Below are 23,687 nucleotides of genomic sequence, written 5' to 3' on the forward strand. Positions count from 1 at the left end.
GCCCGCGCATGACGAACAACTGACAGCTGAGGCAGCAAGCGGCCCCGAAAACAAAGAGAGCGCGGGCGGCCCCCTTGGGCTTCCGCGCTCTCCTTCGTCCCACGGCCGGGCCGTTGCCGGCTTCTCGGACCGCGCCCTCGTTAACTCCAGGTGATCATCTCATCAGCTGCAACAGGCGCGCGTGCATCTGGCCGGCCAGAGGCAGCGCGGAGGCCGCGATCAGCCGGCTCGCCGACAGCGCCTGCAGGCCGGCGGCGCGCTCGTCGATGGCAGCGAGTTCAGCGTTGACTGAGCCGGTCCGTGATTGGAGATTTTGGCGCGCCGACGCCGAAAACATGATCACCGACATGCTCGAAACCTTCTGGTCTGAGACTCTGATGAAATGCAGCAGAGATTTTCGCGCCCGGACGCAGCGGCCGGGCTGCACTCGGCCGACCTTCAAAATCGCCGGCAGCAGTAAGCTTGCACCCGCAGAACTTAACAAAAGCTGAAAATGCCCGTCCTTCTACGGATGATTGCGGCCAACCGTCGGATGCCGGAAGGATTTCGTTAACCATACCCGGCTCATCCTGCCACCCGTGGAATCGCCTTCCGGACCCGCGTGAAAGCAGCGGTGGATGTATCGCGAAGCGCCGATACCACCCGAACAGAAGTCGAGGAGAGCAGGATGCGAACGTTGGTGATCATGATGCTGCTGGCGGCCATCGCGGCGAATGGCGTCGTGCTCGCAGCCGACCTGCCGGCCGTCCACGACAAGATCGTGCACACCAAGGCCCGCCGCGCCGTGAGAGAGCCGCCGCCGACGGTCGTCGTCGTCAGGGACCAGGACTCGCTGATCTCCCCGATGTGGCCCTCGACGCCGCTGCTGTTCGGGCGCCAGGAGCTGCCCGGCTATTACGGCCGCGCCTTCTCCTACGACTACCAGGGCCCCTATTACGGCGGAGAAGGCTATACCAACTACATGTTCCGCCTGCCCTACGCGTGCGGCGTGTATGGGTATTGCTGAGCGGGGTGCCGTTGGCATGCAGTAGCCTGGATGAGCGAAGCGACATCCGGGACGACGAGGACGAGGTCCCGCATACCGCCAAGGCTCGTACGGATGACCGCAATAGACGCCTATTTTGCGTAGGCACCGCCATAGCGCCCTGCGCGGATGCTCGCCAGGATTTCGGCTTCACGCTGCTCCTGCGCGCGGGCGGAGGCGAGCAGTTCGGGTGCGATCGCCGGCGCGAAAGCGACCACTCCGTCGGCGTCGGCAACCACGATATCGCCTGGCGTGACGATCATGCCGCCGATCGACACCGGCACGTTGATCTCGCCGGGACCGTTCTTGTAGGGGCCGCGGTGATTGACCGCACGCGCGAACACGGGGAAGTCGGACTTCATCAGCACACCGGAGTCCCTGATCGCACCGTCGACGACGATCCCGGCCGCGCCGCGTTCCCTCGCGATGGCGGCGATGATCTCGCCGACCAATGCCCGCGTCTCGTTGCCGCCGCCATTGACGACGAGGACGTCGCCAGGCGTGATGAGATCGAGCGCGCGATGAATGAAGAGATTGTCCCCCGGCGCCGTATTCACGGTCAGCGCGATCCCGGCCATCGGCGAGCCCGTATAGAATGGCCGTAGACTGGCTGCACCAGGCAGCCGCTGAAGGTTGTCACTGATCACGGCCGTGGAAACGCTCTTGAACGCGGCGACGACCGCCGCATCGATCGGCGCACCAGGCTGCGCTTGTCCCTCACCCATTCTCGCTCCCCGTCTTGCACAGTCCAGAGCGTCGCTCGATGGCGCGCCGCCTCGGCGGTGTAGGACTCGCCTTGAATTCAGAAAACCGATAAATGGAGATATCGATCCATCTCTTTTTTGAATGCGAACATGGTCACCCTGAAGCAGCTGGAAGCTTTGAACTGGATCGCGGAGCTTGGCACGTTCGAACGCGCCGCAGCCAAGCTGAACACCACGCAATCGGCGATCTCGAAGCGCATCCAGGAGCTCGAGGCCTCCGCGCGCGTTCCGCTGTTTGATCGCAGCCAGCGCGGGGCTCGCCTGACCGAACGTGGCGAGCAGATTCTTGCTCTTGGCCGACAGATGTTGGCGTTGCAGGACCAGATCCTGGAGTTGAAGGACGGCCGGCAGTCACCGGCCCGCCGCCTGCGGCTTGGGGCGACGGAGCTGTCAGCGCTGACATGGCTGCCGCGTCTGGTTTCGGCGATTCGCGAAGCCCATCCGGCGGTGATGATCGAGCCTGAAGTCGAAACCTCCCGAAGCCTCTACGATCGGCTGATCGAGGGCAGCCTCGATCTCGTCGTCATCCCGGACGTCTTCTCCGACCCGGAGGTGACGTCGGTGCGGCTTGCCGAAGTGCAGAACGTGTGGACGGCGCGCCCCGGCCTGGTCAGAGCGCGCCGGAGCCTCGATTTCGACGAGCTTGGTCATCATACGATTCTGATGCAGGGCCGTCGCTCGGGCTCCGGCCTCTTCGTCAACAAATGGCTCGCGGCCAACGGCGTCTCGTTCAAGCGCGCCATCTCGGTCGACAATCTGACCGCGCTGGTCGGGCTCGCCGTGGCCGGCCTCGGCATCAGCTATCTTCCGCAACGCTGTTTTCGTCCTCTCTTCGAGCAGAAGAAGCTGGTCATCCTGCCCGTCAAGCCGACGCTGCCGGCCGTGCCCTATGCGGCCATGTATCGCAACGACAGACCCTCGGCCTTCGCGGCCGCCGTAGCGGAGCTGGCGCGCCAGACCTGCGATTTCGGCCGTCAACTCGAAGGTTAGACCGGGCAGGTGAACCCGGCGACGACGCCCGGCGCGGCGATCCATCACTTCCAGGAATGAGAAATAAGGCGGTTTTATCCCTTTTCATCCAGGCCGGACGCAGCGAGGCTGCATCACCGCTGCGCGGGCAACGCTGCACGCGCGAAGAGGGTTGCTGCGAGGAGAGGCTTGATGCGCATTTGGGGACTTCTGCTGACGGCAGCGCTCGCTGCAAACGCCGCCGGCGCCGAGGAACTGACGGGCACGCTCCAGAAGATCAAGGAGACGAACAGGATATCGATCGGCTTCCAGGAATCGTCGGTGCCGTTCAGCTATCTCGACGGCAACCAGAAGCCGGTGGGCTACGCGCTCGACATCTGCGGCCGGATCGCGGATGCGGTCAAAAAGGAGCTGGGGCTTCCTAACCTCACGATCGAAACCGTTCCGGTGACGTCCTCCAATCGCATCCCGCTGATGACGAACGGCACGATCGACCTCCTGTGCGCCTCCACCACCAACAACGCCGAACGTCAGAAGCTCGTGGCCTTTGCCAATACGCACTTTCTCAGCGCCACACGCTATGCGGCCAAGAAATCGCTCTCGCTCCAGACGATCGACGACCTCAGGGGAAAGACGGCCGTCGCGATCGCCGGATCGACCAACATCGCCCAGTTGAACAAGGTCAATGTCGAACGCAAGCTCGGCATCAACATCGTTCCGGCCAAGGACCAGGCCGAAGCGTTCCTGATGCTGGAGACCGACCGGGCTCAGGCCTATGTGCTCGACGACGTCCAGCTCGCGGTCGCCATCGCGCGGTCGAAGGACCCGGCGGCGTACATGATCAGCAACGACGCATTCTCCAAGCCCGAGCCTTTTGGCATCATGCTGCGCAAGGACGATGCGCCGTTCAAGGCCATCGCCGATCGCGTCACCGCCGAGCTCTATCAGAGCCCCGCCATCGACGCGCTCTACAAGAAATGGTTCGAGTCACCCGTGCCGCCGACCGGGATCAACTTCAACTACCAGATGCCGGCCCCCCTGCGCGCCGCGTTCAAGTCGCCCAGCAGCAGTCCCGACCCGGACGCGTATGCGCCCGATTGAAGCCTGCGGTATCCGTGCAAACGGCAACGGCGGAGACAGCCTCATCCGCCGCGGTCGCCTGCGACAGACGGCCATCGGATATTGCCGAGATCAGCGGCGGCGTTCGAGAAGTCGTATTCGTTCTTCATTGGTTGAGAGCAGCTGTGATCTTGTTGATCCGCGCGCGCCAGTAACTCACTCCGCGACCACGACGCGCACGTCGAACTGCACGCCTGTCTCTGCCTGCAACACGCCGATCACGCCAAGCAGGTTCTCGGCCGTGGGATTGCCGGATGGCCCTAACATGCGCATCGGGCTCTTCGACGGCCGCCCAAGCGCGTTGCTCAACGCCTCGAAGCCGATCGTTGCGTTGATATACGCACGCAGGCCGGCGCGGCCGTCATCGACCTCTCCGCGCAACGCCTCGCGAAACGCCGGATCGCGGTCCGCGCGCGCCCGAACCGTGTCGCGGAAGTCTGGTCGCGAAGGCACATGAGGTGCTCGCAGAAACTCCCAAAGAGCTATTTCGCAGCCTCGATCCGCTCAATATCCTCCTTGAGAAGCGTGTTGACCAATTCGGTCAACGAGACGCCCCGCGCGCTGGCCAGCCCGGTCAGGTGATCGAGCACATCAGGCTCGAGATGCACCGGAGGCAGCATTCGCGCGCCCTTGCGAAAGAACTTGCCGCGTTCGGCGTTCGAGAAATCGTATTCATCCTTCATCGGATCACCCATTCTCGTAGGAGCGGATTTCGCGTCGGGTCGGGCGACGGACAGAAATGATGCGGATCGCTGCGCGGTCTGCCGATAGCTCCGTGTACGTATGCACGACCAGCAGTAGCTCGTGAGCAATATTGCGTCCCATCGTAACCCATCGTTCCTCGCCTGCGCCAGATCCGTCATCGAGACGCGAGAGCGCCAACGGATCGCCGAAGATGCTCATCGCCTGCTCAAACGCAACGCCATGCTTGCGCAGATTGCTCTCTGCCTTGGCCGGATCCCAATCGAACTCGAATTGCATGGTCCGCCCCACCCGGCGATGTCCGCGACACGCCACGCTTGCCAAACGACGCAAATCAGCTTATGTTCTCTTTTTGTTCCTGTCCAGCCGAGGGGCGCTTCCGGATCGTCCAGTTGCGTGGGATTGGGAATGCGGTGGACGTGGCGGGCCGTGCGTGGACGAAGGTTTGCGCGGACGAGCGGATTGTCACGGACGGCGAAATCGCGTGGTCCTGGCGCCCCGACGCTGGCGCCAAGTCTCGTGTCGGTGCTCAACGCATCGCGCGAGATGACGGGGGCAAGAGAGCCCGGTCCCCGGGGAGATCGCGTATAAGCGTTAAAACCATCGCGCGGGGAAGGCCGGATGTATCAGGCCGTACCTGTGGTGACCGCCGCGTGCTCTTTTCTTTGCACGCGGGCCATGGGTGCCGGCCAGGCATCCGGCCTTCCCTGCGCCCTCGCGTGTTTCGAGGGTGAAACGACCGGCAGAACTCGGCGTGATTGCGCGCGAGGAAGAGGATGTTTGTCTTCACATCATTGCGCAGCGTGCGTAGTCACGCTTGTTGGCTTGCGCGAATGTCTCTCCACCGTCATTCCGGGGCGTGCGCAGCACGAGCCCGGAATCCATTTTCCAGCGTGTCTCGCGGCTCAATGGATTCCGGGCTCGCCCTGCGGGCGCCCCGGAATGACGGCGGAGGTCGCTGCAACAGCGAGCGCGAGAACGCCCTACCCCGCCTGCCCGGCCGCCACGGCCGTCTGCGGCACGGCGACAACAGCGACACGTCGCGGCGACAGGCGTTCGGCCTGCAGCACGGCGAAGGTCAGCACGATGATGGCCGTGCCCTGATGCAGCAGCGCCAGCGAGATCGGGACCAGCGCCAGCAAGGTGAGAATGCCGAGCACCGCCTGCACCAGGATCGCCGCCAGCAGCCGGTGCGCGCCGCGCACCACGTCGCGGCCGACGCCGGCACGCATCACGTCGAAGGCGTGCCAGGCTGCCAATGCCAGCAGCGTGTAGGCGGTCATGCGATGCATGAACTGCACCGTCAGATCGTTCTCGAACAGATTGATCCACCACGGCGAATGGATCCACAGATTGGCCGCCTTCGGGATCAGGCCGCCGTCGATTTCCGGCCAGGTGTTGTAGACGAGGCCGGCGCGCAGGCCGGCGACCAGCGCCCCGAGATAGAGCTGCACGAAGGTGACGCCGACCAGCATCCACGCGGTGAGCCGCAGCCGCGCCGGTGCCGCGGTTTCCTCACGCGACGAAAGCCGCCGCAAGGTCCAGACGATCGACGCATAGATCAACAGCGCCAGCGAGAGGTGCGTCGCGAGACGGACCGGCGCCACCTCGGTGCGCTCGGTGAGGCCGGAGGCCACCATCCACCAGCCGACCGCGCCCTGCAGCGCGCCGAGGCCGAAGATCAGCCACAGCCTGCGGCCGAGCGGGCCGGACACGGCGCCGCGCCACAGGAACCACAGGAACGGCAGCAGATAGACCATGCCGATGACGCGGCCGAGCAGCCGATGGCTCCATTCCCACCAGAAGATGGTCTTGAACTCGTGCAGGGTCATGCCGGCGTTCATCTGCCGATACTGCGGAATGGTCTTGTAGGCCTCGAAGGCGTCGGTCCAGGCCTGCTCGGACAACGGCGGCAGGGTGCCGGTGACCGGCTTCCATTCGACGATCGACAGCCCGGATTCGGTCAGCCGCGTGGCGCCGCCGACCAACACCATCAGCGCGATCAGGCCGGCGACGGCGAGCAGCCAGATGCGGATCGCGGCAAGATCTGTCGTGCGGGGAACCGTGGTCATGGACGTTGAACGCTCGATTGAACCGGGGCTGACAGGCCCTTATAATCCCGGGGAAATCACGCGCAAGCCGCGCCGCCCCCAGCCGAGGCTGACAATCCCGTCATGACGATCCGCACCCGCAAACTGATCGGCGCCGTCGCGCTGCTCCTGCTCGCCTTCGCCTGGTCGATGATGGGCATGGTGATGGCGCAATTCCCCCTGATAGCCAATTCGGGCTGGCTGCAGGCGGTGTATTACGTCGTGGTCGGCATGGGCTGGGTGCTGCCCGCGATGCCGATCGTGAGCTGGATGCTGCGCCCGGATCCGGAGCGGCAGCAGGGCTGATCAGCCGAGATCGAGCTTCGGCTGCGGCGCGGATTTTTCCCGCGGCAGGGTGATGCCGGCCATCAGCACCTTCAAGGCGCGCAGCGAGCGCGAGCGGCCGTCCCAGGCGATCCGCGGCAGCATGTGCAGATGCGTGCGGCCCTCGCTCTGCACGACGCCTGGCATCGTCGAGGCCGCGCTGACGAAGCCCGCCTGCTCGGCGAGCACGACGTCGCTGCGGCGGAACGAATAGCGGCCGCCGAACGGATACGCCATGTGCCGGACCGGGCGGCGCAGCGCCGTCTCCAGCACCGCCTTGCCCATCGTGATCTCGCGCTGGGCGTCGGCATCCCTGAGATTGGCGAGCACGGAGTAATGCACGGTGGCACTGCCGATCGTGACGTTGGGGTCGGCGGCGAGACGGGCGATGTCGGCCCAGTCCATCGAGGCCTCACGGCTGAGGGCGGCGAGATCGACCGAATGGCGCGAGCAGAGGTCGCGGATCGCGATCGACAGCTCGGCCGGTGGCAGCTTGCGCAGCCACGCCGAAAGATACGCGAACAGCTCGTATTTTTCGGCCGGCGTGACCACGTTGAAGCGCTGTTCCCGATGGTCGATCACGAGGCTGATGCGCGTCTCGCGCGCGATCACGGCCTCCAGCGCCAGCCACCAGGCTTCGCCGAGCCCATCGGGGAAGGCCGAGGGCACGTAAACGGTGAACGGCACGCCGTGGCGCGCCAGCACCGGATAGGCGTGCGTGATCAGGTCCTTCGCGGTGCCGTCGAAGCTCAGGCAGGCGAAGCGGCTGCTTTGGGGAAGGCGCACGGCGCGGTCGCAGGCCTCGTCGAGCGAGACGATGTCATAGCCCCAGCGCCTCAGCGCCCGGATCACCTTGTCGAGGAAAACGGGGGTGATCTCCGCGCATTTCAGCGGCTGGAACGCGCCCTTGCGCCGCGGGCGCACGCGCTCGAACCGCAGCACGGCGCCCGCGCCACCCGTGGCGCGCGACGCGAGCAGCGTGCCACCGCTGAAATAGGCCAGCTCGAGCCGGGCGCTGCGCAGCCACCTGTTGTCCGACGACAATTCCCGCGCCCCTTCCCCGAATCCCACTTGAAACCAGACCGTCCGCGCCCACCTGATGCGGACAGACCGTGGCGCGATCGCGTCATGATCACCGCCATCCGATGATAGCGACCATCCGCCGTCAAGATCGCGTGGCCGCTGCCGATTTGAACAGGTCTTTGTTTGTGCCATTCCCGATTTGGGACGACGTCATTGCCATTACCTTTTGTTGAGACTTCTTTGCGAGGGTCTCCGGACGTCAAGCAACAAAATTCCACGACAACGCGAGCAGCGCGATGACCATGGCCGCCGTGATCGAGAGCCGGACGGCGCAGGCGCCCGCGCGGCGGCTGCCGTCGGGGCTCGCGCGGGTCGACATCGTGTCCGATCTGGCTGCCGCCGAGCCGGTCTGGCGCGCGCTCGAAGTCCCCGAACATGTCTCGACGCCCTACCAGCGCTTCGACCTGCTCGGCGCATGGCAGCGCGACGTCGGCGCGCGCGAACATGCGACGCCGTTCATCGTCATCGGGCGTGATGCCGAGCAACGCCCGCTGCTGCTGCTGCCGCTGACGTTGCGGCACGCCCGCGGCGTGCGCATCGCCCGCGGCGTGCGCATCGCCACCTTCATGGGCGGCAAGCATACGACCTTCAACATGCCGCTGATGGATCGCGAATTCGCCGCGCGCGCCAGCGCCGGCGATCTCGACGTCCTGCTCGCAGGGCTGCGCGATCGCGGCGGTGTCGACCTGCTCGCCTTGACACAGCAGCCGGAGCGCTGGCGCGATCTCGCCAATCCGCTGGCGCAATGGCCGCACCAGCCGTCGGTGAACGACTGTCCGGTGCTGTTGATGCCGCCGGGGGCTGCGCCGACGGCGCTGTTGTCGAATTCGTTCCGAAAGCGGCTGAAGAGCAAGGAAAAGAAGCTGCAGGCGCTGCCCGGCTACCGCTACATGGTCGCAAGCAGCGACGCCGAGATCGCCGAGCTGCTCGACTGGTTCTTCCGCACCAAGCCGATCCGAATGGCCGAGCAGAGGCTGCCGAACGTATTCGCCGAGCCCGGCATCGAGGCATTCGTGCGAAGCGCCTGTATGGGAAAGCTCGACTGCGGGCATCGCGCCATCGATATCCACGCGCTGCGCTGCGACGACGAGATCATCGCATTGTTTGCCGGCGTCGCCGACGGGGCGCGCTTCTCGATGATGTTCAACACCTATACGTTGTCGGAGAATGCGCGCTGGAGCCCCGGCCTGATCCTGATGCGCTCGATCATCGATCACTACGCGCAACAGGATTTTCGTGCCCTCGATCTCGGCATCGGATCGGACGACTACAAGCGGATGTTCTGCAAGGATGACGAGCCGATCTTCGACAGCTTCATGCCGTTGACCGCGCGGGGTCGCGTCGCCGCGACGACGATGGCTGCGGTTGGACGGGCCAAGCATGCCGTCAAGCACAGCCCTGCCCTGTTCCGTCTGGCGCAACAGCTGCGCGGCGCGCTGCAATCGCGTGGCGGCGCCGCCAAGGCTGACGAGAGGGCCGAAGATTAGGCGGCGACGCCGCGCGGCCCCGGCTGGTTGCGGTTGGCGCCTCCGGCCGGTGCCTTCAGCATGGTGACGGCGCCGAAACCGACCTCGCGCAGCTGCTCGCCCATCTGGCTGCGCGCCTCGGCGGCCATCTTGGGATCGGGCACGACGACGGCGCGCGCGCCCGCGGTCAGCAGCTCGGCCGGCAGGTCGGATGCATTGCCAGCGTCGAGCAGGACGTGGTCGTAGACGCGCAACAGTGCGTCGATCGCAAGCGCGAGCCGCGGCGATTGCAGTTGGCTGCGGTCGGCGCCGGGACGGCCGGCATTGACGATGTGCAGCCGCGAGGCCTGGTCCTTGGTGATGATGGACGCGAACGATGCCTCGCCCAGCATCAGCTCGATCAGCCCGGGCGCGGCCGGATCGACCGAGACGCCTGCAAGCAGTTGCGGGCTGCCGGCGAGGTCGACCAGCACCACGCGCGCCTGCGCCGCCATGGTGCGGGCGATCGCGAGCGCAGTGGACGTGACGGCCTCGCCGCCGACCGTGCCGAGCACGGTGACCTTGCGGGCGCCCTCGCCCGCGCCGAGCAGATCGGCTGCGAGTTGCTCGGTCTCGTTCGGCGGTGGCGGCGCCGGCTTGACCGGCTCGGCCGACGGCGCCTCGGCTGGCTGCATGGCGGTGGGGGGCGGCGGTACCGAAGCCGGACGCGCGGCCTCAACCGGCGCCGGCGTCGATGGTGGTGCAACGGCCGGCGATGCGGAGACCGTACGCGGGGCGATCATCGGCTCGACCCGCGCCGCGAGCACCATGACATCGGCCATGCTGCTCATGGCCGGGGCGGCTGGGCCCACCGCACGCGGAGCCGTGAGGCGCAGCAACTCGCCGGTGATGACCACGCCCGAGGTCAGCATCAAGGTCGCCAATGTGGCGATCAGCACGATCGGCAGCTTCTTCGGATACGCCGGCGTGTTGGACAGCACCGCCCGCGAGATGATCCGCCCATCCGCGGGCGGGGTGTCGAGCGACTCACGGGTGTTCGCCTCGCGGTACTTGGCGAGATACGATTCCAGCAGGTCGCGCTGCGATTTGGCATCCCGCTCCAGCGCCCGCAGCTGGACATCGAGGCCATTGGTGGAGGTGGCCTGCTTCTTGGCCTGATCGAGGCTCTGGCTCAGCATCTGCACCCGCCCGTCGGCGATACGCGCGTCGCTGTCGAGCGAGCGGGAGATCTTGCCGGCCTCGTCGCGGATCTGGCGGTCGAGATCAGCCAGTTGCGCCTTCAGTTCCTTGATGCGCGGGTGATTGTCGAGCAGCGTCGACGACTGTTCCGCGAGTTGCGCGCGCAGGCTCACGCGCTGCTCCGACAAGCGCCGCATCAGCTCCGAATTGAGCACCTCGGACGCCTCGATCGGCTGGCCGCTCTGCAGCATCTCGCGGATCAGCCGCGCCTTGGTCTCGGCATCCGATTTCAAGGCGCGCGCATTGTTGAGCTGGGTATTGACCTCGCCCATCTGCTGGTTGGACAGCGAGGTGTTGTTGGTCCCCATGAACGAATTCGACTTGGCGCGGAACTCCTCGACCCGCGATTCCGCCTCCTCGACCTTCTTGCGCAGGCCCTGGATCTCCCCGGCCAGCCACTGGCTGGCGGACTTCGCCTGCGCCTGCCGAGCGTTCTGCTGAACAACGAGATAGCCGTCCGCGATCGAATTCGCGACCTTCGCCGCAAGCGCCGGATCCTGCGACTGGAACTCGACGACGAGGACGCGCGATTTGTCGACGGCGTAGACGGTCAGGCGTTCGTAATAGGCATCCATGACGCGTTCGTCCGGCGTCATGGCAAGCGGATCCTTCACGAGCCCGACCATCGCCAAGACCGACTTCAGCGGCGACACGCCGCGCAGGACGGGATCAAACTCCGGCAGCTCGCCCAACCTGTTCTTCGCGATAATGTCGCGCGCCAGATCTCGCGACAGGACCAGTTGCACCTGGCTCGTGACCGCCTCGGCATCGAGTGCCGTCCGCTCTTCGGTACGCTCCCCGTTCGGCCGCACGAACACGTTCTCGCGTCCGTCGATCAGGATCCGCGCTTCGGACTTGTAGCGCGGCGTGATCATGTTGACCGCGGTGATCGACAGAACGAGAGCGAGCAGCGTCGGCAAAAGAATGAAGCCACGCTTTCGTGCCAAGGCGCGGCCGACCAGCCGGAGATCGAGATCGCCGGCCGGGCCCGGCTCCGCCGACGATGGCGAGCCTGTCACGGGTCGGACGGAGGCTCCGTCAACCTGTGTCTTCTCGCCGGCACGCCAGAACGCCAACCGCATCATCCACTCCCGCGAGACCTACGCCACGCCGCTACCATACGTGGTACAATTACACTCCATTAAGGTTGCTGACGGGTTAACCGGAGCGCCTGCAACCTCGCCCTATCGAACAATCGTCATCCTTCGCCAAATGCTGCTTGCAACACGTAGGCTTGCGCCAGATCGTCACAATGCTGGAGCGAACCTGCCCGGCAGTGACGACAAGTGAGACTTTGTTAACCATCAAGCCTCTATCGAGGTTGGAGCTACCAATATTCAGCGACGAGAGGCGCCCGTGCTTCCTCTATCCGCCAGTCGTCAGATCAGCTCGCGCAGCGACGCCTGGCTAAACCACGCGCAGGCCGAAGGCGCGGGCGAGTTCGACATGGCACCGTCGCAGAACAAACCTCTCAAAATCCTTCACGCGGTCAGAGCTCCCGTCGGCGGCATCTTTCGGCACATCCTCGACCTTGCCAACGGCCAGGTCGATCGCGGGCATGACGTGGGCATCATTGCGGACAGCCTGACCGGCGGCGAACGCGCCGATGCCGCGCTGGCCCAGATCGCGCCTCGCCTGACACTCGGCGTGCACCGCGTTCCCATTCATCGGGAGCCTTGGCCGAGCGACATTCTGGCACTCAGCCGATTCCATCGCCTCTCCCGCGCGCTCGCCCCCGACGTGCTGCACGGCCACGGCGCCAAAGCCGGCGCGTTCGTACGCCTGCTGCCGCATCGGCCAGGAACGATCCGCATCTACACGCCTCACGGCGGCTCGCTGCACTACCCGCTCGACACGCTCAAAGGCGCGCTGTATGGCCGGCTTGAACGTGCGCTGATGAACCGGACGGATCTCTTCCTGTTCGAGAGCGCCTTCGCCCGCGATACCTATGAGCGCATGATCGGCCATCCCAACGGATTGGTGAATTGCGTCTTCAACGGCGTCACTGCAGGCGAATTCGACCCGGTCACGCCGGCTCAGGACCAGACCGACCTGGCTTATGTCGGAGAGTTCAGGCACATCAAGGGCACGGATCTGCTGATCGACGCTGTCGCGCAGTTGCGCTCCCGTGGCCGGCCGCTGACGCTGACCTTGGGCGGCGACGGCGAGGAGATGTCGAAGCTCAAAGCTCAGGTCGAACGCCTCGGTCTTGCGGCCGCAGTGCGTTTCATCGGCCATGTGAAGGCCCGCGACGGATTTTCCAAAGGACGACTGCTCGTCGTTCCATCGCGTGGCGATTCAATGCCCTATGTCGTGATCGAGGCGGGAGCCGCTGGGGTTCCGATGATCGCGGCGAGGGTCGGCGGCATCCCCGAGATCTTCGGGGCGCACGACGACGCGATGTTCATGCCAGGCAACGCGACCGCGCTGGCCGACGCCATCGCAGCCGCACTGGACGATCCGGCTACCGCGCAGCTGCGCGCCAAGGCGCTGCGCGAGCGGATCTTCCAGCATTTCTCGCAGAAGGCGATGGTCGAAGGCGTGCTCGACAGCTACCGCGAGGCGTTTACCAAGACCTGACGTCATTTACCATCGCTAACCGTTTCTTCCGATTTGGCCCTTAATCCCGCCGGTGGGGAATTTCCCCCGGCGCTATCAGCGCTTACATGACCACAAATACTAACAAACATAATCCGGGCTTGTACGACTGTGGAACCGATCAACGCTCGCTCGATGTTGGATGCTGCTGCGGCCACGGCCGCATCGACGGCCGCGGCAGACAAGCCGGCCGTTGAACGGCGTCGCCGCCTGTCGCCGGCGGCCCTGGCGGTCGCCAATCAGAAGGTTCACCGCGCCTACTCTCCGATCGTCCTCGCCGGCATCGTCCGCATCACCGATTTCGTGCTGCTGAGCGTCGTCGGCAGCGTCGTCTATTTCGGCTACGTGGTTCCGCTCAGCGGCTTCCATTGGGAGTATCTCGTTGCCATCGTCGGCCTCGCCGTGAGCGCCGTGGTGTGCTTCCAGGCCGCCGACATCTACCAGATCCAGGTCTTCCGCGCCCAGGTGCGGCAGATGACCCGGATGATCTCGTCCTACTGCTTCGTGTTCCTGCTGTTCATAGGACTGTCCTTCTTCGCCAAGATCGGCAGCGAAGTCTCCCGTCTCTGGCTCGCCGCGTTCTTCTTCGTGGGGCTCGGCGCGCTGATCGCGAGCCGCGTCGTGCTGCGCAACCTGATCCGCAGCTGGGCCAGGCAAGGACGTCTCGATCGACGGACCATCATCGTCGGAGCCGACCAGAGCGGCGAGGACCTGGTGCGTGCGCTGAAGGCGCAGGACGACTCCGAGATCGAGATCCTCGGCGTGTTCGACGACCGCAACGACTCGCGATCGCTCGAGGCCTGCGCCGGTGCGCCGAAGCTCGGCAAGGTCGACGATATCGTCGAGTTTGCCCGCCGCACCCGCGTCGACCTGGTGCTGTTCGCGCTGCCGATCTCGGCGGAGACCCGCATCCTGGACATGCTGAAGAAGCTGTGGGTGCTGCCGGTCGACATCCGCCTTTCGGCCCATACCAACAAGCTGCGTTTCCGTCCGCGTTCCTATTCCTATCTCGGTGCGGTCCCGACGCTCGACGTGTTCGAGGCGCCGATCACCGACTGGGATCTGGTGATGAAAATGCTGTTCGATCGACTGGTCGGCGGCCTCATCCTGCTGCTCGCACTGCCGGTGATGGCGCTGGTTGCGCTTGCGATCAAGCTCGACAGCCCGGGACCGGTGCTGTTCCGGCAGAAGCGGTTCGGCTTCAACAACGAGCGCATCGACGTCTTCAAGTTCCGGTCGCTCTATCACCATCAGGCTGATCCCACGGCGTCCAAGGTCGTCACCAAGAACGATCCACGTGTGACCCGCGTCGGCCGCTTCATCCGCAAGACCAGCCTCGATGAGCTGCCGCAACTGTTCAACGTGGTGTTCAAGGGCAACCTCTCGCTGGTCGGTCCGCGGCCGCACGCCGTGCAGGGCAAATTGCAGAACCGGATGTTCGACGAGGCCGTCGACGGCTACTTCGCGCGCCACCGCGTCAAGCCGGGGATCACTGGATGGGCCCAGATCAACGGCTGGCGCGGCGAGATCGACAACCAGGAGAAGATCCAGAAGCGAGTCGAGTTCGACCTCTACTACATCGAGAACTGGTCCGTGCTGTTCGACCTCTACATCCTGCTCAAGACGCCGCTGGCGCTGATGACCAAGAGCGAGAACGCCTATTGATCGCGGGGATCCGGAGCGGGCCCACGTCCGCTTCGCGCGTGTGTCTGGCCGATCCCGCCGTGCGCTGCGTATGAGTGTGAGTTCGCGATGGCCGTGACGGCAGCAGCCGAAGAGTTCGCATCCAGGCCGATGGCCCCTCCGGGCGTCGTCGCCCTGCAGCGCACGCTGGTCTGGCTGGTCGGGGTCTCCGGCGCCATCGTGTTCATCGAACCGAGCCCCTATGAGCTCGTCACGCTCGCCTCCGCCGCGGTGTTCTTCGCGACCGGCATGAGGCTGCGCCTCGTCTTCCTGCCGCTCCTCCTGTTGCTGGTCCTGGTCAATCTCGGCTACACGATCAGCGCGATACCGCTGCTCGACGATTCCAAGATCGCGACCTGGATCGCCACCTCCTGGTACATGGCGTTCACGGCGATCTTCATTGCCATGCTCACGTCGGACGATACCGAATCGCGGCTCGACATGCTCCGGCGCGGCCTCGTGATGGGCGGCGCGATCGCAGCCCTCGCGGGTGTCGCCGGCTATTTCCATCTGGTGCCCGGTGGCTACGATCTCCTCACCTTGTATGGCCGCGCGCGCGGCACGTTCAAGGACCCCAACGTGCTCGGCGCGTTCCTGATCCTGCCGGCGCTGCTCGCGCTGCAGAACGTCGTGACCGCCCGCTTCGCCGCGACATTGCGCGCCAGCTTTGCGCTCGGCGTGATGGCGCTCGCCATCCTGCTCGCCTTCTCGCGCGCGGCCTGGGGCGGCCTCGTCCTCACCGCCGCCTTCATGCTGGCGATGATGGTGCTCACCAGCCAGACGCGGGGCGAGCGCTCCCGCATCATCTTCATGACGTTGGCGGCCGCCGTGGCCGGCATCGTCCTGATCGGCGTTCTGCTCTCGATCGATTCCATCGCCGACATGTTCAAGCAGCGGGCAAGCTTCGACCAGAGCTATGACGAGGGCCGCTTCGGACGCTTCGGACGCCACATTCTCGGCGCCGACATGGCGCTCGACCTGCCGTTCGGGATCGGGCCGCTGCAGTTCCACAACTACTTCCCCGAGGACACCCACAACTCCTATCTGAACGCCTTCATGTCGGGTGGCTGGCTGTCCGGCATCTGCTATCCCGCGCTGGTGTTCACCACTGTCATTCTCGGCTTCCGCTATCTGTTCGTGCGCGTGCCCTGGCAGCGCACCTACATCGCGGTATTCTCGGCGTTCCTCGGCACCGTCGGCGAAAGCTTCATCATCGACACCGACCACTGGCGGCATTTCTTCCTGATGCTCGGCACGATGTGGGGCATGATCGCCGCCACGCGCGCCCATCAGGCCGAGGCGAACCGATCCGCAGGGATCGGCCCGCACATCGCAGCCTACTAATCCTCCACCGTGAACGTCAGGCAGGCGTGGTCGACCAGCCGCTTGATCAAGCTGTCGCCGAGCGCGGCGCCGGGCGTCCAGAAACCGCCCTTCACAACGGCACCATCGCGCTGCAGGCCGATGGCGCATTCGCTGATCATCCTCGCCGTCAGACCGTAGCCGGGATCGCCCTTCCCTTTCACCGACGCGCAAACGCGCCGTCCGTCGGGAGACACTGCGACGTACAACAGGTCGAAGTATCCGTTGTCCCCCATCTCCTTCGAGGGCCCCTCCCCGACCTTGGGCGCATTCGGGCCGGTCTTCTCGGCATTTGCCGCCATGACCAACTTGGCGTTGGCTTGGCCTTCCTCTCCATCGCCCGTCAGCACCATTTCGTCGTAGACAAAGTCCTGCCCGTACGGAAAACCCATCAGCACGTTGGCACGATGGACGTTGCGTGTGTTGACCAGCGCCATTGCAAACGGCGCGGCCCAAGACTGGAGATCCTCCTCATAGATCGGTCGGTTGGCCGGTGGCTGCTTCGGGCCGGTGAATCCCGGCGTCAGCGCGAACGGGTCCTTCATGATCGCCACAAGGCTCAAATCGGCGGTCAATGCCGCCGCTGTTGCCTTGGCGCTCGCCGAAGTGCCGCCCGACAGCGAGCCGCTCATGCCGCGAATGCGCCCCTTCACGCGCGGCTGTGGCGCACCTAGCACCTGTTTTGCCTGCTGCTGCACGAACAGCACGCCGAGCTCGAACGGCACCGAGTCGAAGCCACACGAGAACAGGATTCTTGCACCGCTGTGCTCCGCCTCATCTCGATGCTTCTCGATCATCTGGCGCATCCACAGCGGCTCGCCACAGAGATCGACATAATCGGTCCCCGCAGCGACGCAGGCGGCGAGCACATCGGCCCCGTAGAGCTGATAGGGTCCGACCGTAGTCAACACCAGTCTAGCCTGATCGACCATCGTGCGAATGGAGCCGGGGTCGCTGGAATCGGCCACGATCAGCGGCAGATCAGGCGGCGCTCCGACCGCATCGCGCACCTTGGCGAGCTTGTCGCGGCTGCGCCCAGCCATGGCCCAGCTCAGCTTGGCTTCGCCGCTACCGCGCGCGGCGAGATACTCGGCCACGAGTTGGCCGGTGAAACCGGTTGCACCATAAACGACGATGTCGAATTTAGCCGACGTCATGGTTGCTCTCTGGGCCGCGGCGGATGGATTCCACCGCTCTTAGCCCTCCACCGTGAACGTCAGGCCGGCGTGGTCCACCAGCCGCTGGATCAGGCTGTCGCGGAGCGCCGCGCCCGGGGTCCAGAACCCGCCCTTCACGCCGGCGCCGTCGCGCAACAGGCCGACGGCGCATTCACTGATCATCTTCGAGGTCGAACCGTAGCCGGGATCGCGGTTGCCCTTCACGGATGCGCGGACCTGGCGGCCGTCGGGGGCTATCGCGACGAAGAGAAGATTGTAGTAGCCGTTCTCGCGCTCCTCCTTCGAGGGACCCTCGCCCGGCTTCGGCGCGTTGGGGCCGGTTTTCTCGGCATTCGCCGCCATCACCTTCTTGGCGTTGGCCTCGCCCTTCTCGCCCGGGCCGGTCAGCACCATCTCGTCATAGACGAAGTCCTGCCCGTAGGGAAAACCCATTAGCATGTTGGAGCGGTGGACATTGCGGGTGTTGATCAGCGCCATCATGAACGGCGCCGTCCAGGACTGCAGATCTTCCTCATAGACGGGCTTGTTGCCCGACGGCTGCTTCGGACCCTTGAAGCCGGGCGTCAGGGCGAACGAGTCCTTGAGGATCGCGACCAGGCTCAGATCCTTGGCGACCGCATCGAAGGTCGCCTTGGCGCTCGCCGCGGTGCCGCCCGAGAGCGTGCCGCTCATGCCGCGGACGCGGCCCTTCACACGCGACGCTGCGGCGCCGAGCACCTTCTTGGCCTGCTGCTGCACGAAATAGACGCCGAGCTCGAACGGCACGGAATCGAAGCCGCAGGAGAACACGATGCGCGCGCCGCTCTTCTCGGCGGTGGCCTGATGCTTGTCGATCATCTGCCGCATCCACACCGGCTCGCCGCACAAATCGACGTAGTCGGTGCCGGTCTCGGCGCAGGCCGCGACGAGCTCGTTGCCATAGAGCTGATAGGGACCGACGGTGGTCAGCACCAGCTTCGTCTGCGCCACCATGGCCTTTAGGGATGCAGGATCGGCGGCATCGGCCGCGATCAGCGGCGTATCGGCGGGCGCGCCGATCGCATCGCGCACGGACGCGAGCTTGTCGAGGCTGCGACCAGCCATCGCCCAGCGCAGCGAGCTGTCGCCGCGATATTGCGTGGCCAAATATTCAGCGACGAGCTGCCCGGTGAAACCGGTCGCGCCATAGACGATGATATCGAACTTGGATGACGTCATTCTTGTTCCCTAGCGATCAGCTGCGATTTTAGTGCCCCGTCATTGCGAGGAGCGCAGCGACGAAGCAATCCAGAGTCCCGTCCTCGGCCCTGGATTGCTTCGCTGCGCTCGCAATGACGGAGTTTGCGGGTCTACTTTTTTCCATAAGACACATTCATTCCGGCGCGGACGTCGTTCTGGATGCCGTAGGGGGCGATCGGGTAGCGCAGGCCGTTCCTGGCAAGCTGTTTCATGCCGGCGATCGCCTTGGCGAGATCGGATGGCTTCAGCGCCATCAGCATCTCTTCGTCCGGCACGCCGCCATAGCGGCGCTCGGCGAAGCATGGCAGCGACAGGCTCGGCTCGCCGGTTTTCAGCGCGCGTCCCCAGGAGTCGGCGCAGGCGGTCTCGCCGACGACGCCCCATTCGAACTTCTTGTAGCCGACATATTGCAGGCCGTTGATCAGGATGATCATCTGTCCCGGCGTCGCATAGACTAGGCAGATGTCCGGCGGATCCAGCCGGCCGCTCGACAGCGGGCTGACGGCCATGGCCTGGTAGCGGCCGAACGGCACGACATCCAGCGCCTCCTGTCGCTTGCGCGCGTCCTCCGCCGTGCCGTGCCAGACGCCGACATAGTTCGCGCCCTCGAGCCAGGTGTCGTCCTGCGGGCCGAGCCCGATCACCGCGCGGCACTGCGCGCCGACCAGATCATCTCCGGTGATGCCGACTGTCCAGCCGAGCCGCGAGGCCATGCTGACGATCTGGTCGGTGGTGTGCACCGCGTTGGGCCGGCGGATCTTCTCCACCGCTTCCATGTCCTCGACGCGGGCGAACATCTTGATGCCGATCACGGTCGTCTTCAGCCGCAGCAGGCCGTTGAGATCGGCCACCATGGCCGCCAGATCCAGCCTGTCCGTCCCGTTCGGCTGTTGCATGTGGCGCTCCCTCCCTACCGCACCGCCTGCCGGTCCAATGCGTGGTTCGACTTCGGGGCGCTTGTTAGACCCTCGCACCGCGTGATGCCAGTATTTCCGCCCTCCGGGCTCGCCCGCCATACCATGATCCTTCTCGATATTACGGGAATCACTTATGAATTTTCGATCCTCGGACAGGATCAGTCGATGACCCGCAGCGACCGGAAGGAAGGCGCCAAGAGCGCAACGGCCGGCCCCGGCGGAACGCCCGTGCTGTCGCCCGCCGCGCTCTACGAGGCGGGACTGCATCACCTCGGCGGAGGGCGTCTGCTCGATGCCCAGATGTGCTGCGAGCAGGCGCTGGCGGCCGACCCGGCCCACGCCGACAGCCTTGCGCTGATGGGCATCATCGCGCTGCAGACCGGCCAGCACGACCATGCCGTTGCGTGGTTCTCGCGCGCGATCCGACAGACGCCGAAGATCGACTATCTCACCAGCCTCGGCTTCACCCTGAAGCAGATGGGCCGGCTCGACGACGCCCTCGCCGTCTTCGACAAGGCGATCCAGCTCAAGCCCGACGAGGCCGAGTTGTGGAAGCATATGGGCGGCGTGCTGCTGGCGCTCGACCGTGGCGCCGAGGCGCTGCTGAGCTATCAGCACGCGCTGACGATCGATCCTTCGCACCGCGAGGCCGCGTTCCAGAGCGGCCTGCTGCTGCATCAGCAGCAGCGTTATGAGGAAGCCGCCCAGGCGTTCACGATCTGCCTGACGCAGCAGCCGAATGACCTGCAGTCGCTGCAGATGCGCGCCCGGTGCCTCCGCGAGCTCAAACACTACGACGCGTATCTGGCCGATTGTGAACGCGCGCATGCGCTGGCGCCGACCGAGGCGATGGTCTGCAACAATCTCGGTGATGCCTTTGTCTGTCTCGGCCGCAGCGCGGAGGCGCTGCCGTGGTTCGATCAGGCCCTGGCGTTGCGGCCGGACTTCGTCGAGGTGCTGCTCAACAAGGGTTTTGCGCTGATGCAGCTCCTGCGTTTCGAGGATGCTGCTGCCGTCTACCGGCAGATTCTCGCGCTCGTCCCCGATCATCCCAAGGCGGCGTGGCAGCTCGCGCATATCGAGCTGCAGTGCGGCGACTTCGTCTCCGGCTGGGCCCGGCGCGAGGCGCGCTGGGCCATGCCGGATTTCTCGATCGACTATCCGCGCTTTGCCGAGTCCAAATGGCTGGGCCACGAGGACATCGCCGGCAAGACCATCCTGATCGAGGAGGACGAGGGTTTCGGCGACACCATCCAGTTCGCCCGCTACGTGCCGATGGTCGCCGCGCGCGGCGCCAAGGTGATCTTGGTGGTGCGCGAGGCGCTGCGGCCGCTGATGGCCGGCATCGACGGTGTGACGCAATGCCTCGCCTACGCGCCGGACCTGCAGCGGCCGGTCTTCGACATGCACTGCCCGGTGATGAGCCTGCCGCTGGCCTTCGGCACCACGCTCGATACCATTCCACCGCCAAGCTATCTCCCGCCACTGCCGGCCGAGCGCATCGCGGCCTGGGAGCAGCGGCTCGGGGCGCATGACCGGCTGCGGGTCGGCCTCGTCTGGTCCGGCAATCCGCATCAGGGCAACGATCGCAACCGCTCGATGCCGCTTGCGACCCTGCTGCCGCTGCTCGATCTCGGGGCGGATTTCATCAGCCTGCAAAAAGAGCTGCGGCCAGCCGACAAGGCGGTGCTGGCGCAGCAGGGCGGCATCCGCGACCTCACCGGCGAGCTGACCGACTTCGTCGAGACTGCGGCCTTGATTTCCTGTCTCGATGTCGTCGTCACGGTCTGCACCAGCGTCGCGCATCTCGCCGCCACGCTCGGACGGCCGACCTGGATCATGCTGCCATACTTGGCCGACTGGCGCTGGCTCAGGGATCGCGACGACAGCCCGTGGTATCCGAGCGCGCGGCTGTTCCGGCAGGATTCGAGCTGCCGCTACGAGCCGGTCGTCGCGCGCGTGCGCGGCGAGCTGGCCGCGAAAGCGGCGAGCTTCAGCAAGACGATTGCCTAGGCCGGTCCCGGAAACAGATCGTCGATGCGGCCGCGCAGGCGGTAGGCCACGAGCCCGACCCATTCGCGCACGGCGATGTCGGCGCGCCGCAGGCCGAGCAGCGAGATGCCGTCGAAGTCGAGCACGCGGCCGACGCGCCAGTCCACCGGATAGGGCTCGACCGGAAAGCCGGCCTTGCGGAACAGCCCGACCGAGCGCGGCATGTGATAGGCCGAGGTCACCAGCAGCCAGCGCTCGCCCGGCTTCGGGGAGATCATCGCCTTGGAGAAGATCGCATTCTCGTAGGTGTTGCGCGACTGCCGCTCCAGCAACAGCCGCTCCCTGGGGACGCCGAGGCTGAGCAGGATCTCGGCGCCGACGTCGGCCTCCTTGGCCTCGGTCGCGATCAGATTGGCGCTGCCGCCGGTGAACAGGATGCGCGCGTTCGGATAGCGCCGCGCCAGCGCGGCGGCCTGGATCACCCGGTCGGCGCCCGCCACCGTCACCGGCATGCCGTACATGACCGACAGGTCGGAATCGACGGGACCACCGAGCACGATGATGCCGTCGGGCGCACCGTTCGCCGGGTCCCATTTCGGAAACCGGCTCTCCAGCGGATAGAGCATCAGGCTGCCGAGCGGCGTCAGGCCGACGATCGCCAGCAGCAGCATGGCCGAGACGACCAGCCTGCGCCCCAGCACGGCAAAGCGGGTCAGCATCAGGATGGCGCCTGCGAGGCCCAGCGCGATCATGAAATTGGTCGGCAGTGCCAGCAGGCCGAGCGTCTTCGACAGCACAAAGAACATTGCGAGCTCCGGCGCGGAGTGAGGTGCCACGGCCGCCCTCATACACGACAGCGGCCATGCGTCGCCATCTCTCTGCGGCGGCCGGCGGATGCGCTATGCTCGGTCCCGAACCGGTACGAATGAGAGGACCATGGCCCATCACCATCTGCACGCGAGCCCCGAGACCTGCCATTGGGGCTTCTTCGAATCCCGGCTGAAGCCGGTGCTCACGATCGACAGCGGTGACGAGGTCACGATCGATTCGATCAGCGGCGGGCCCGACGTGGTGCCCGACACCAGCAAATTCCACGTGCCGCCGGAATTGTTCGACGTCCACGCCCGCAGCGAGCGCATGGTGCCCGGCCACATCCTGACCGGCCCGATCGCGGTCAAGGGCGCGGAGGTCGGCGACGTGCTCGAGGTCGACATCCTCGACGTCCAGCTGCGGCAGGACTGGGGCTACAATTTCATCCGGCCGCTGGCGGGCACCCTGCCCGACGATTTCCACGAGAGCCGGCTGATGAACATCCCGCTCGACAAGGACCGGATGGTCGGCAAGCTGCCGTGGGGCCTGGAGCTGCCGCTGGCGCCGTTCTTCGGCGTGATGGGCGTGGCGCCGCCGCCGGCCTGGGGCCGCATCACCTCGCTGATCCCGCGTGCGATGGGCGGCAATCTCGACAACAAGGAGCTCGGCGCCGGCGCCAAGCTGTATCTGCCGGTGTTCGTGCCGGGCGCGCTGTTCTCCTGCGGCGACGGCCACGGCGTGCAGGGCGACGGCGAGGTCTGCGTCACCGCGATCGAGACCGCGCTGCAGGGGCGTTTCCGTCTCACCGTGCGCAAGGATCTCAACTTCGACTATCCGCGCGCCGAGACGGCCACCCACTACATGACGATGGCGATGGACCCCGACCTCGACCAGTGCGCGGTGAAGGCGCTGCGCGACATGATCGTGCTGCTCGGCGAGAAGCGCAATTTGTCGCGCGAGGACGCCTACACGCTGTGCAGCCTCGCCGCCGATCTGCGGGTGACCCAGACTGTCAACGGCTCCAAGGGCATTCATTGCATGATCGCGAAGGCCGTCGTGCACGGGTGAGAAGACAGGGCTGAGCGTCGGGCCAAACACACTGCTGTCGTCCCTGCGAACGCAGAGACCCAACCACCGAACCAAGTCGTG

23 protein-coding genes are annotated in these 23,687 nt (G+C 65.6%); 10 read left to right on the plus strand and 13 right to left on the minus strand.

The genetic code is table 11. From position 1 onward, the window contains the following. Window positions 1-154: 154 nt before the first annotated feature. Entirely contained in the window at window positions 155-427 is a 273-nt protein-coding gene (locus QW863_RS04515; RefSeq protein WP_315711507.1) for a hypothetical protein, read from the minus strand. Between the two features lie 240 nt (window positions 428-667). On the opposite strand from QW863_RS04515, the gene QW863_RS04520 reads away from it, so the two are divergent. Further along, window positions 668-1,006 (plus strand): hypothetical protein, encoded by a 339-nt coding sequence (locus QW863_RS04520; protein WP_315711506.1) that lies wholly within the window; start codon window positions 668-670, stop codon window positions 1,004-1,006. 110 nt (window positions 1,007-1,116) lie between these two features. Here the strand turns inward: QW863_RS04520 and QW863_RS04525 are convergent, their stop codons facing one another. Continuing rightward, window positions 1,117-1,749: an RraA family protein gene (locus tag QW863_RS04525; RefSeq protein WP_315711505.1), complete on the minus strand. Its 633-nt coding sequence runs from the start codon at window positions 1,747-1,749 to the stop codon at window positions 1,117-1,119. 129 nt (window positions 1,750-1,878) lie between these two features. Here QW863_RS04525 and QW863_RS04530 point away from each other — a divergent pair, with 129 nt between their 5' ends. Further along, window positions 1,879-2,778 (plus strand): LysR family transcriptional regulator, encoded by a 900-nt coding sequence (locus QW863_RS04530; RefSeq protein ID WP_315711504.1) that lies wholly within the window; start codon window positions 1,879-1,881, stop codon window positions 2,776-2,778. A 171-nt stretch (window positions 2,779-2,949) separates the two neighbouring features. Then, the gene (locus tag QW863_RS04535) at window positions 2,950-3,858 is read left to right on the plus strand and encodes an amino acid ABC transporter substrate-binding protein (protein WP_315711503.1); all 909 of its coding nucleotides are present in this window, start codon (window positions 2,950-2,952) and stop codon (window positions 3,856-3,858) included. Between the two features lie 174 nt (window positions 3,859-4,032). On the opposite strand, the gene QW863_RS04540 is transcribed toward QW863_RS04535, so the two are convergent. The 4 genes from QW863_RS04540 to QW863_RS04555 form a co-directional block, all read right to left on the minus strand. Next, on the minus strand, window positions 4,033-4,329 hold the full coding sequence (locus tag QW863_RS04540; RefSeq protein ID WP_315711502.1) for a transcriptional regulator: 297 nt from the start codon (window positions 4,327-4,329) through the stop codon (window positions 4,033-4,035). A 29-nt stretch (window positions 4,330-4,358) separates the two neighbouring features. Continuing rightward, window positions 4,359-4,571 carry a hypothetical protein gene (locus tag QW863_RS04545; protein ID WP_315711501.1) on the minus strand — a complete coding sequence of 71 codons (213 nt, stop codon included), beginning with the start codon at window positions 4,569-4,571 and terminating at the stop codon, window positions 4,359-4,361. After that, window positions 4,564-4,857, minus strand: a complete 294-nt coding sequence (locus QW863_RS04550) for a BrnT family toxin (RefSeq protein WP_315711499.1) — start codon at window positions 4,855-4,857, stop codon at window positions 4,564-4,566. The genes QW863_RS04545 and QW863_RS04550 overlap by 8 nt, the downstream gene beginning before the upstream one ends. 704 nt (window positions 4,858-5,561) lie before the next feature. Further along, on the minus strand, window positions 5,562-6,650 hold the full coding sequence (locus QW863_RS04555) for a COX15/CtaA family protein (RefSeq protein ID WP_315711498.1): 1,089 nt from the start codon (window positions 6,648-6,650) through the stop codon (window positions 5,562-5,564). Between the two features lie 102 nt (window positions 6,651-6,752). Here QW863_RS04555 and QW863_RS04560 point away from each other — a divergent pair, with 102 nt between their 5' ends. Further along, window positions 6,753-6,974 carry a DUF2842 domain-containing protein gene (locus QW863_RS04560; RefSeq protein ID WP_315711497.1) on the plus strand — a complete coding sequence of 74 codons (222 nt, stop codon included), beginning with the start codon at window positions 6,753-6,755 and terminating at the stop codon, window positions 6,972-6,974. Here QW863_RS04560 and QW863_RS04565 read toward each other — a convergent pair whose 3' ends face one another. Beyond that, window positions 6,975-8,036 carry a polysaccharide deacetylase family protein gene (locus tag QW863_RS04565; protein WP_315711496.1) on the minus strand — a complete coding sequence of 354 codons (1,062 nt, stop codon included), beginning with the start codon at window positions 8,034-8,036 and terminating at the stop codon, window positions 6,975-6,977. It abuts the gene before it with no gap. A 275-nt stretch (window positions 8,037-8,311) separates the two neighbouring features. Here QW863_RS04565 and QW863_RS04570 point away from each other — a divergent pair, with 275 nt between their 5' ends. Further along, complete coding sequence (locus tag QW863_RS04570; RefSeq protein ID WP_315711495.1) at window positions 8,312-9,562, plus strand: GNAT family N-acetyltransferase; 1,251 nt, start codon at window positions 8,312-8,314, stop codon at window positions 9,560-9,562. Here QW863_RS04570 and QW863_RS04575 read toward each other — a convergent pair. Beyond that, a complete protein-coding gene (locus tag QW863_RS04575) occupies window positions 9,559-11,862 on the minus strand; it encodes a lipopolysaccharide biosynthesis protein (protein WP_315711494.1) in 2,304 nt (767 codons plus the stop codon). The genes QW863_RS04570 and QW863_RS04575 overlap by 4 nt on opposite strands. A 325-nt stretch (window positions 11,863-12,187) precedes the next feature. Then, the gene (locus QW863_RS04580; protein ID WP_315712657.1) at window positions 12,188-12,340 is read right to left on the minus strand and encodes a hypothetical protein; all 153 of its coding nucleotides are present in this window, start codon (window positions 12,338-12,340) and stop codon (window positions 12,188-12,190) included. Between QW863_RS04580 and QW863_RS04585 the strand changes: the two genes are divergently transcribed. From QW863_RS04585 to QW863_RS04595, 3 genes are all read left to right on the plus strand, one after another. Next, the gene (locus QW863_RS04585) at window positions 12,290-13,360 is read left to right on the plus strand and encodes a glycosyltransferase family 4 protein (protein ID WP_315712597.1); all 1,071 of its coding nucleotides are present in this window, start codon (window positions 12,290-12,292) and stop codon (window positions 13,358-13,360) included. The genes QW863_RS04580 and QW863_RS04585 overlap by 51 nt on opposite strands. A gap of 153 nt (window positions 13,361-13,513) precedes the next feature. Beyond that, on the plus strand, window positions 13,514-15,043 hold the full coding sequence (locus tag QW863_RS04590) for an undecaprenyl-phosphate glucose phosphotransferase (RefSeq protein WP_315711493.1): 1,530 nt from the start codon (window positions 13,514-13,516) through the stop codon (window positions 15,041-15,043). Between the two features lie 87 nt (window positions 15,044-15,130). Beyond that, window positions 15,131-16,405 (plus strand): O-antigen ligase family protein, encoded by a 1,275-nt coding sequence (locus QW863_RS04595; RefSeq protein ID WP_315711491.1) that lies wholly within the window; start codon window positions 15,131-15,133, stop codon window positions 16,403-16,405. Here the strand turns inward: QW863_RS04595 and QW863_RS04600 are convergent. The 3 genes from QW863_RS04600 to QW863_RS04610 form a co-directional block, all read right to left on the minus strand. Then, a complete protein-coding gene (locus QW863_RS04600) occupies window positions 16,402-17,580 on the minus strand; it encodes a saccharopine dehydrogenase family protein (RefSeq protein ID WP_315711489.1) in 1,179 nt (392 codons plus the stop codon). The genes QW863_RS04595 and QW863_RS04600 overlap by 4 nt on opposite strands. A 39-nt stretch (window positions 17,581-17,619) precedes the next feature. Next, window positions 17,620-18,798, minus strand: a complete 1,179-nt coding sequence (locus tag QW863_RS04605) for a saccharopine dehydrogenase family protein (RefSeq protein WP_315711488.1) — start codon at window positions 18,796-18,798, stop codon at window positions 17,620-17,622. Between the two features lie 131 nt (window positions 18,799-18,929). Continuing rightward, window positions 18,930-19,715, minus strand: coding sequence for a DUF169 domain-containing protein (locus tag QW863_RS04610; RefSeq protein ID WP_315711487.1), 786 nt, complete (start codon window positions 19,713-19,715; stop codon window positions 18,930-18,932). 186 nt (window positions 19,716-19,901) lie between these two features. Between QW863_RS04610 and QW863_RS04615 the strand changes: the two genes are divergently transcribed. Continuing rightward, a complete protein-coding gene (locus tag QW863_RS04615) occupies window positions 19,902-21,749 on the plus strand; it encodes a tetratricopeptide repeat protein (RefSeq protein ID WP_315711486.1) in 1,848 nt (615 codons plus the stop codon). Here the strand turns inward: QW863_RS04615 and QW863_RS04620 are convergent. Next, on the minus strand, window positions 21,746-22,534 hold the full coding sequence (locus QW863_RS04620; RefSeq protein ID WP_315711485.1) for a YdcF family protein: 789 nt from the start codon (window positions 22,532-22,534) through the stop codon (window positions 21,746-21,748). The two genes, QW863_RS04615 and QW863_RS04620, sit on opposite strands and share 4 nt — an antisense overlap. Window positions 22,535-22,664: 130 nt before the next feature. On the opposite strand from QW863_RS04620, the gene QW863_RS04625 reads away from it, so the two are divergent. Further along, window positions 22,665-23,606 carry an acetamidase/formamidase family protein gene (locus QW863_RS04625; protein ID WP_315711483.1) on the plus strand — a complete coding sequence of 314 codons (942 nt, stop codon included), beginning with the start codon at window positions 22,665-22,667 and terminating at the stop codon, window positions 23,604-23,606. Window positions 23,607-23,687 lie beyond the last annotated feature (81 nt).

The sequence above is a fragment of the Bradyrhizobium sp. SZCCHNR1017 genome, assembly GCF_032381375.1.
GTDB lineage: Bacteria > Pseudomonadota > Alphaproteobacteria > Rhizobiales > Xanthobacteraceae > Bradyrhizobium.

Bases quoted from the DNA above. Each gene is read 5' to 3' on its own strand.
- QW863_RS04520 (WP_315711506.1), top strand. From the start codon at position 668: ATGCGAACGTTGGTGATCATGATGCTGCTGGCGGCCATCGCGGCGAAT.
- QW863_RS04525 (WP_315711505.1), bottom strand. From the start codon at position 1,749: ATGGGTGAGGGACAAGCGCAGCCTGGTGCGCCGATCGATGCGGCGGTC.
- QW863_RS04530 (WP_315711504.1), top strand. From the start codon at position 1,879: ATGGTCACCCTGAAGCAGCTGGAAGCTTTGAACTGGATCGCGGAGCTT.
- QW863_RS04535 (WP_315711503.1), top strand. From the start codon at position 2,950: ATGCGCATTTGGGGACTTCTGCTGACGGCAGCGCTCGCTGCAAACGCC.
- QW863_RS04545 (WP_315711501.1), bottom strand. From the start codon at position 4,571: ATGGGTGATCCGATGAAGGATGAATACGATTTCTCGAACGCCGAACGC.
- QW863_RS04550 (WP_315711499.1), bottom strand. From the start codon at position 4,857: ATGCAATTCGAGTTCGATTGGGATCCGGCCAAGGCAGAGAGCAATCTG.
- QW863_RS04555 (WP_315711498.1), bottom strand. From the start codon at position 6,650: ATGACCACGGTTCCCCGCACGACAGATCTTGCCGCGATCCGCATCTGG.
- QW863_RS04560 (WP_315711497.1), top strand. From the start codon at position 6,753: ATGACGATCCGCACCCGCAAACTGATCGGCGCCGTCGCGCTGCTCCTG.
- QW863_RS04570 (WP_315711495.1), top strand. From the start codon at position 8,312: ATGACCATGGCCGCCGTGATCGAGAGCCGGACGGCGCAGGCGCCCGCG.
- QW863_RS04575 (WP_315711494.1), bottom strand. From the start codon at position 11,862: ATGCGGTTGGCGTTCTGGCGTGCCGGCGAGAAGACACAGGTTGACGGA.
- QW863_RS04580 (WP_315712657.1), bottom strand. From the start codon at position 12,340: ATGCCCGCGATCGACCTGGCCGTTGGCAAGGTCGAGGATGTGCCGAAA.
- QW863_RS04590 (WP_315711493.1), top strand. From the start codon at position 13,514: ATGTTGGATGCTGCTGCGGCCACGGCCGCATCGACGGCCGCGGCAGAC.
- QW863_RS04595 (WP_315711491.1), top strand. From the start codon at position 15,131: ATGGCCGTGACGGCAGCAGCCGAAGAGTTCGCATCCAGGCCGATGGCC.
- QW863_RS04600 (WP_315711489.1), bottom strand. From the start codon at position 17,580: ATGACGTCGGCTAAATTCGACATCGTCGTTTATGGTGCAACCGGTTTC.
- QW863_RS04605 (WP_315711488.1), bottom strand. From the start codon at position 18,798: ATGACGTCATCCAAGTTCGATATCATCGTCTATGGCGCGACCGGTTTC.
- QW863_RS04610 (WP_315711487.1), bottom strand. From the start codon at position 19,715: ATGCAACAGCCGAACGGGACGGACAGGCTGGATCTGGCGGCCATGGTG.
- QW863_RS04615 (WP_315711486.1), top strand. From the start codon at position 19,902: ATGACCCGCAGCGACCGGAAGGAAGGCGCCAAGAGCGCAACGGCCGGC.
- QW863_RS04620 (WP_315711485.1), bottom strand. From the start codon at position 22,534: ATGTTCTTTGTGCTGTCGAAGACGCTCGGCCTGCTGGCACTGCCGACC.
- QW863_RS04625 (WP_315711483.1), top strand. From the start codon at position 22,665: ATGGCCCATCACCATCTGCACGCGAGCCCCGAGACCTGCCATTGGGGC.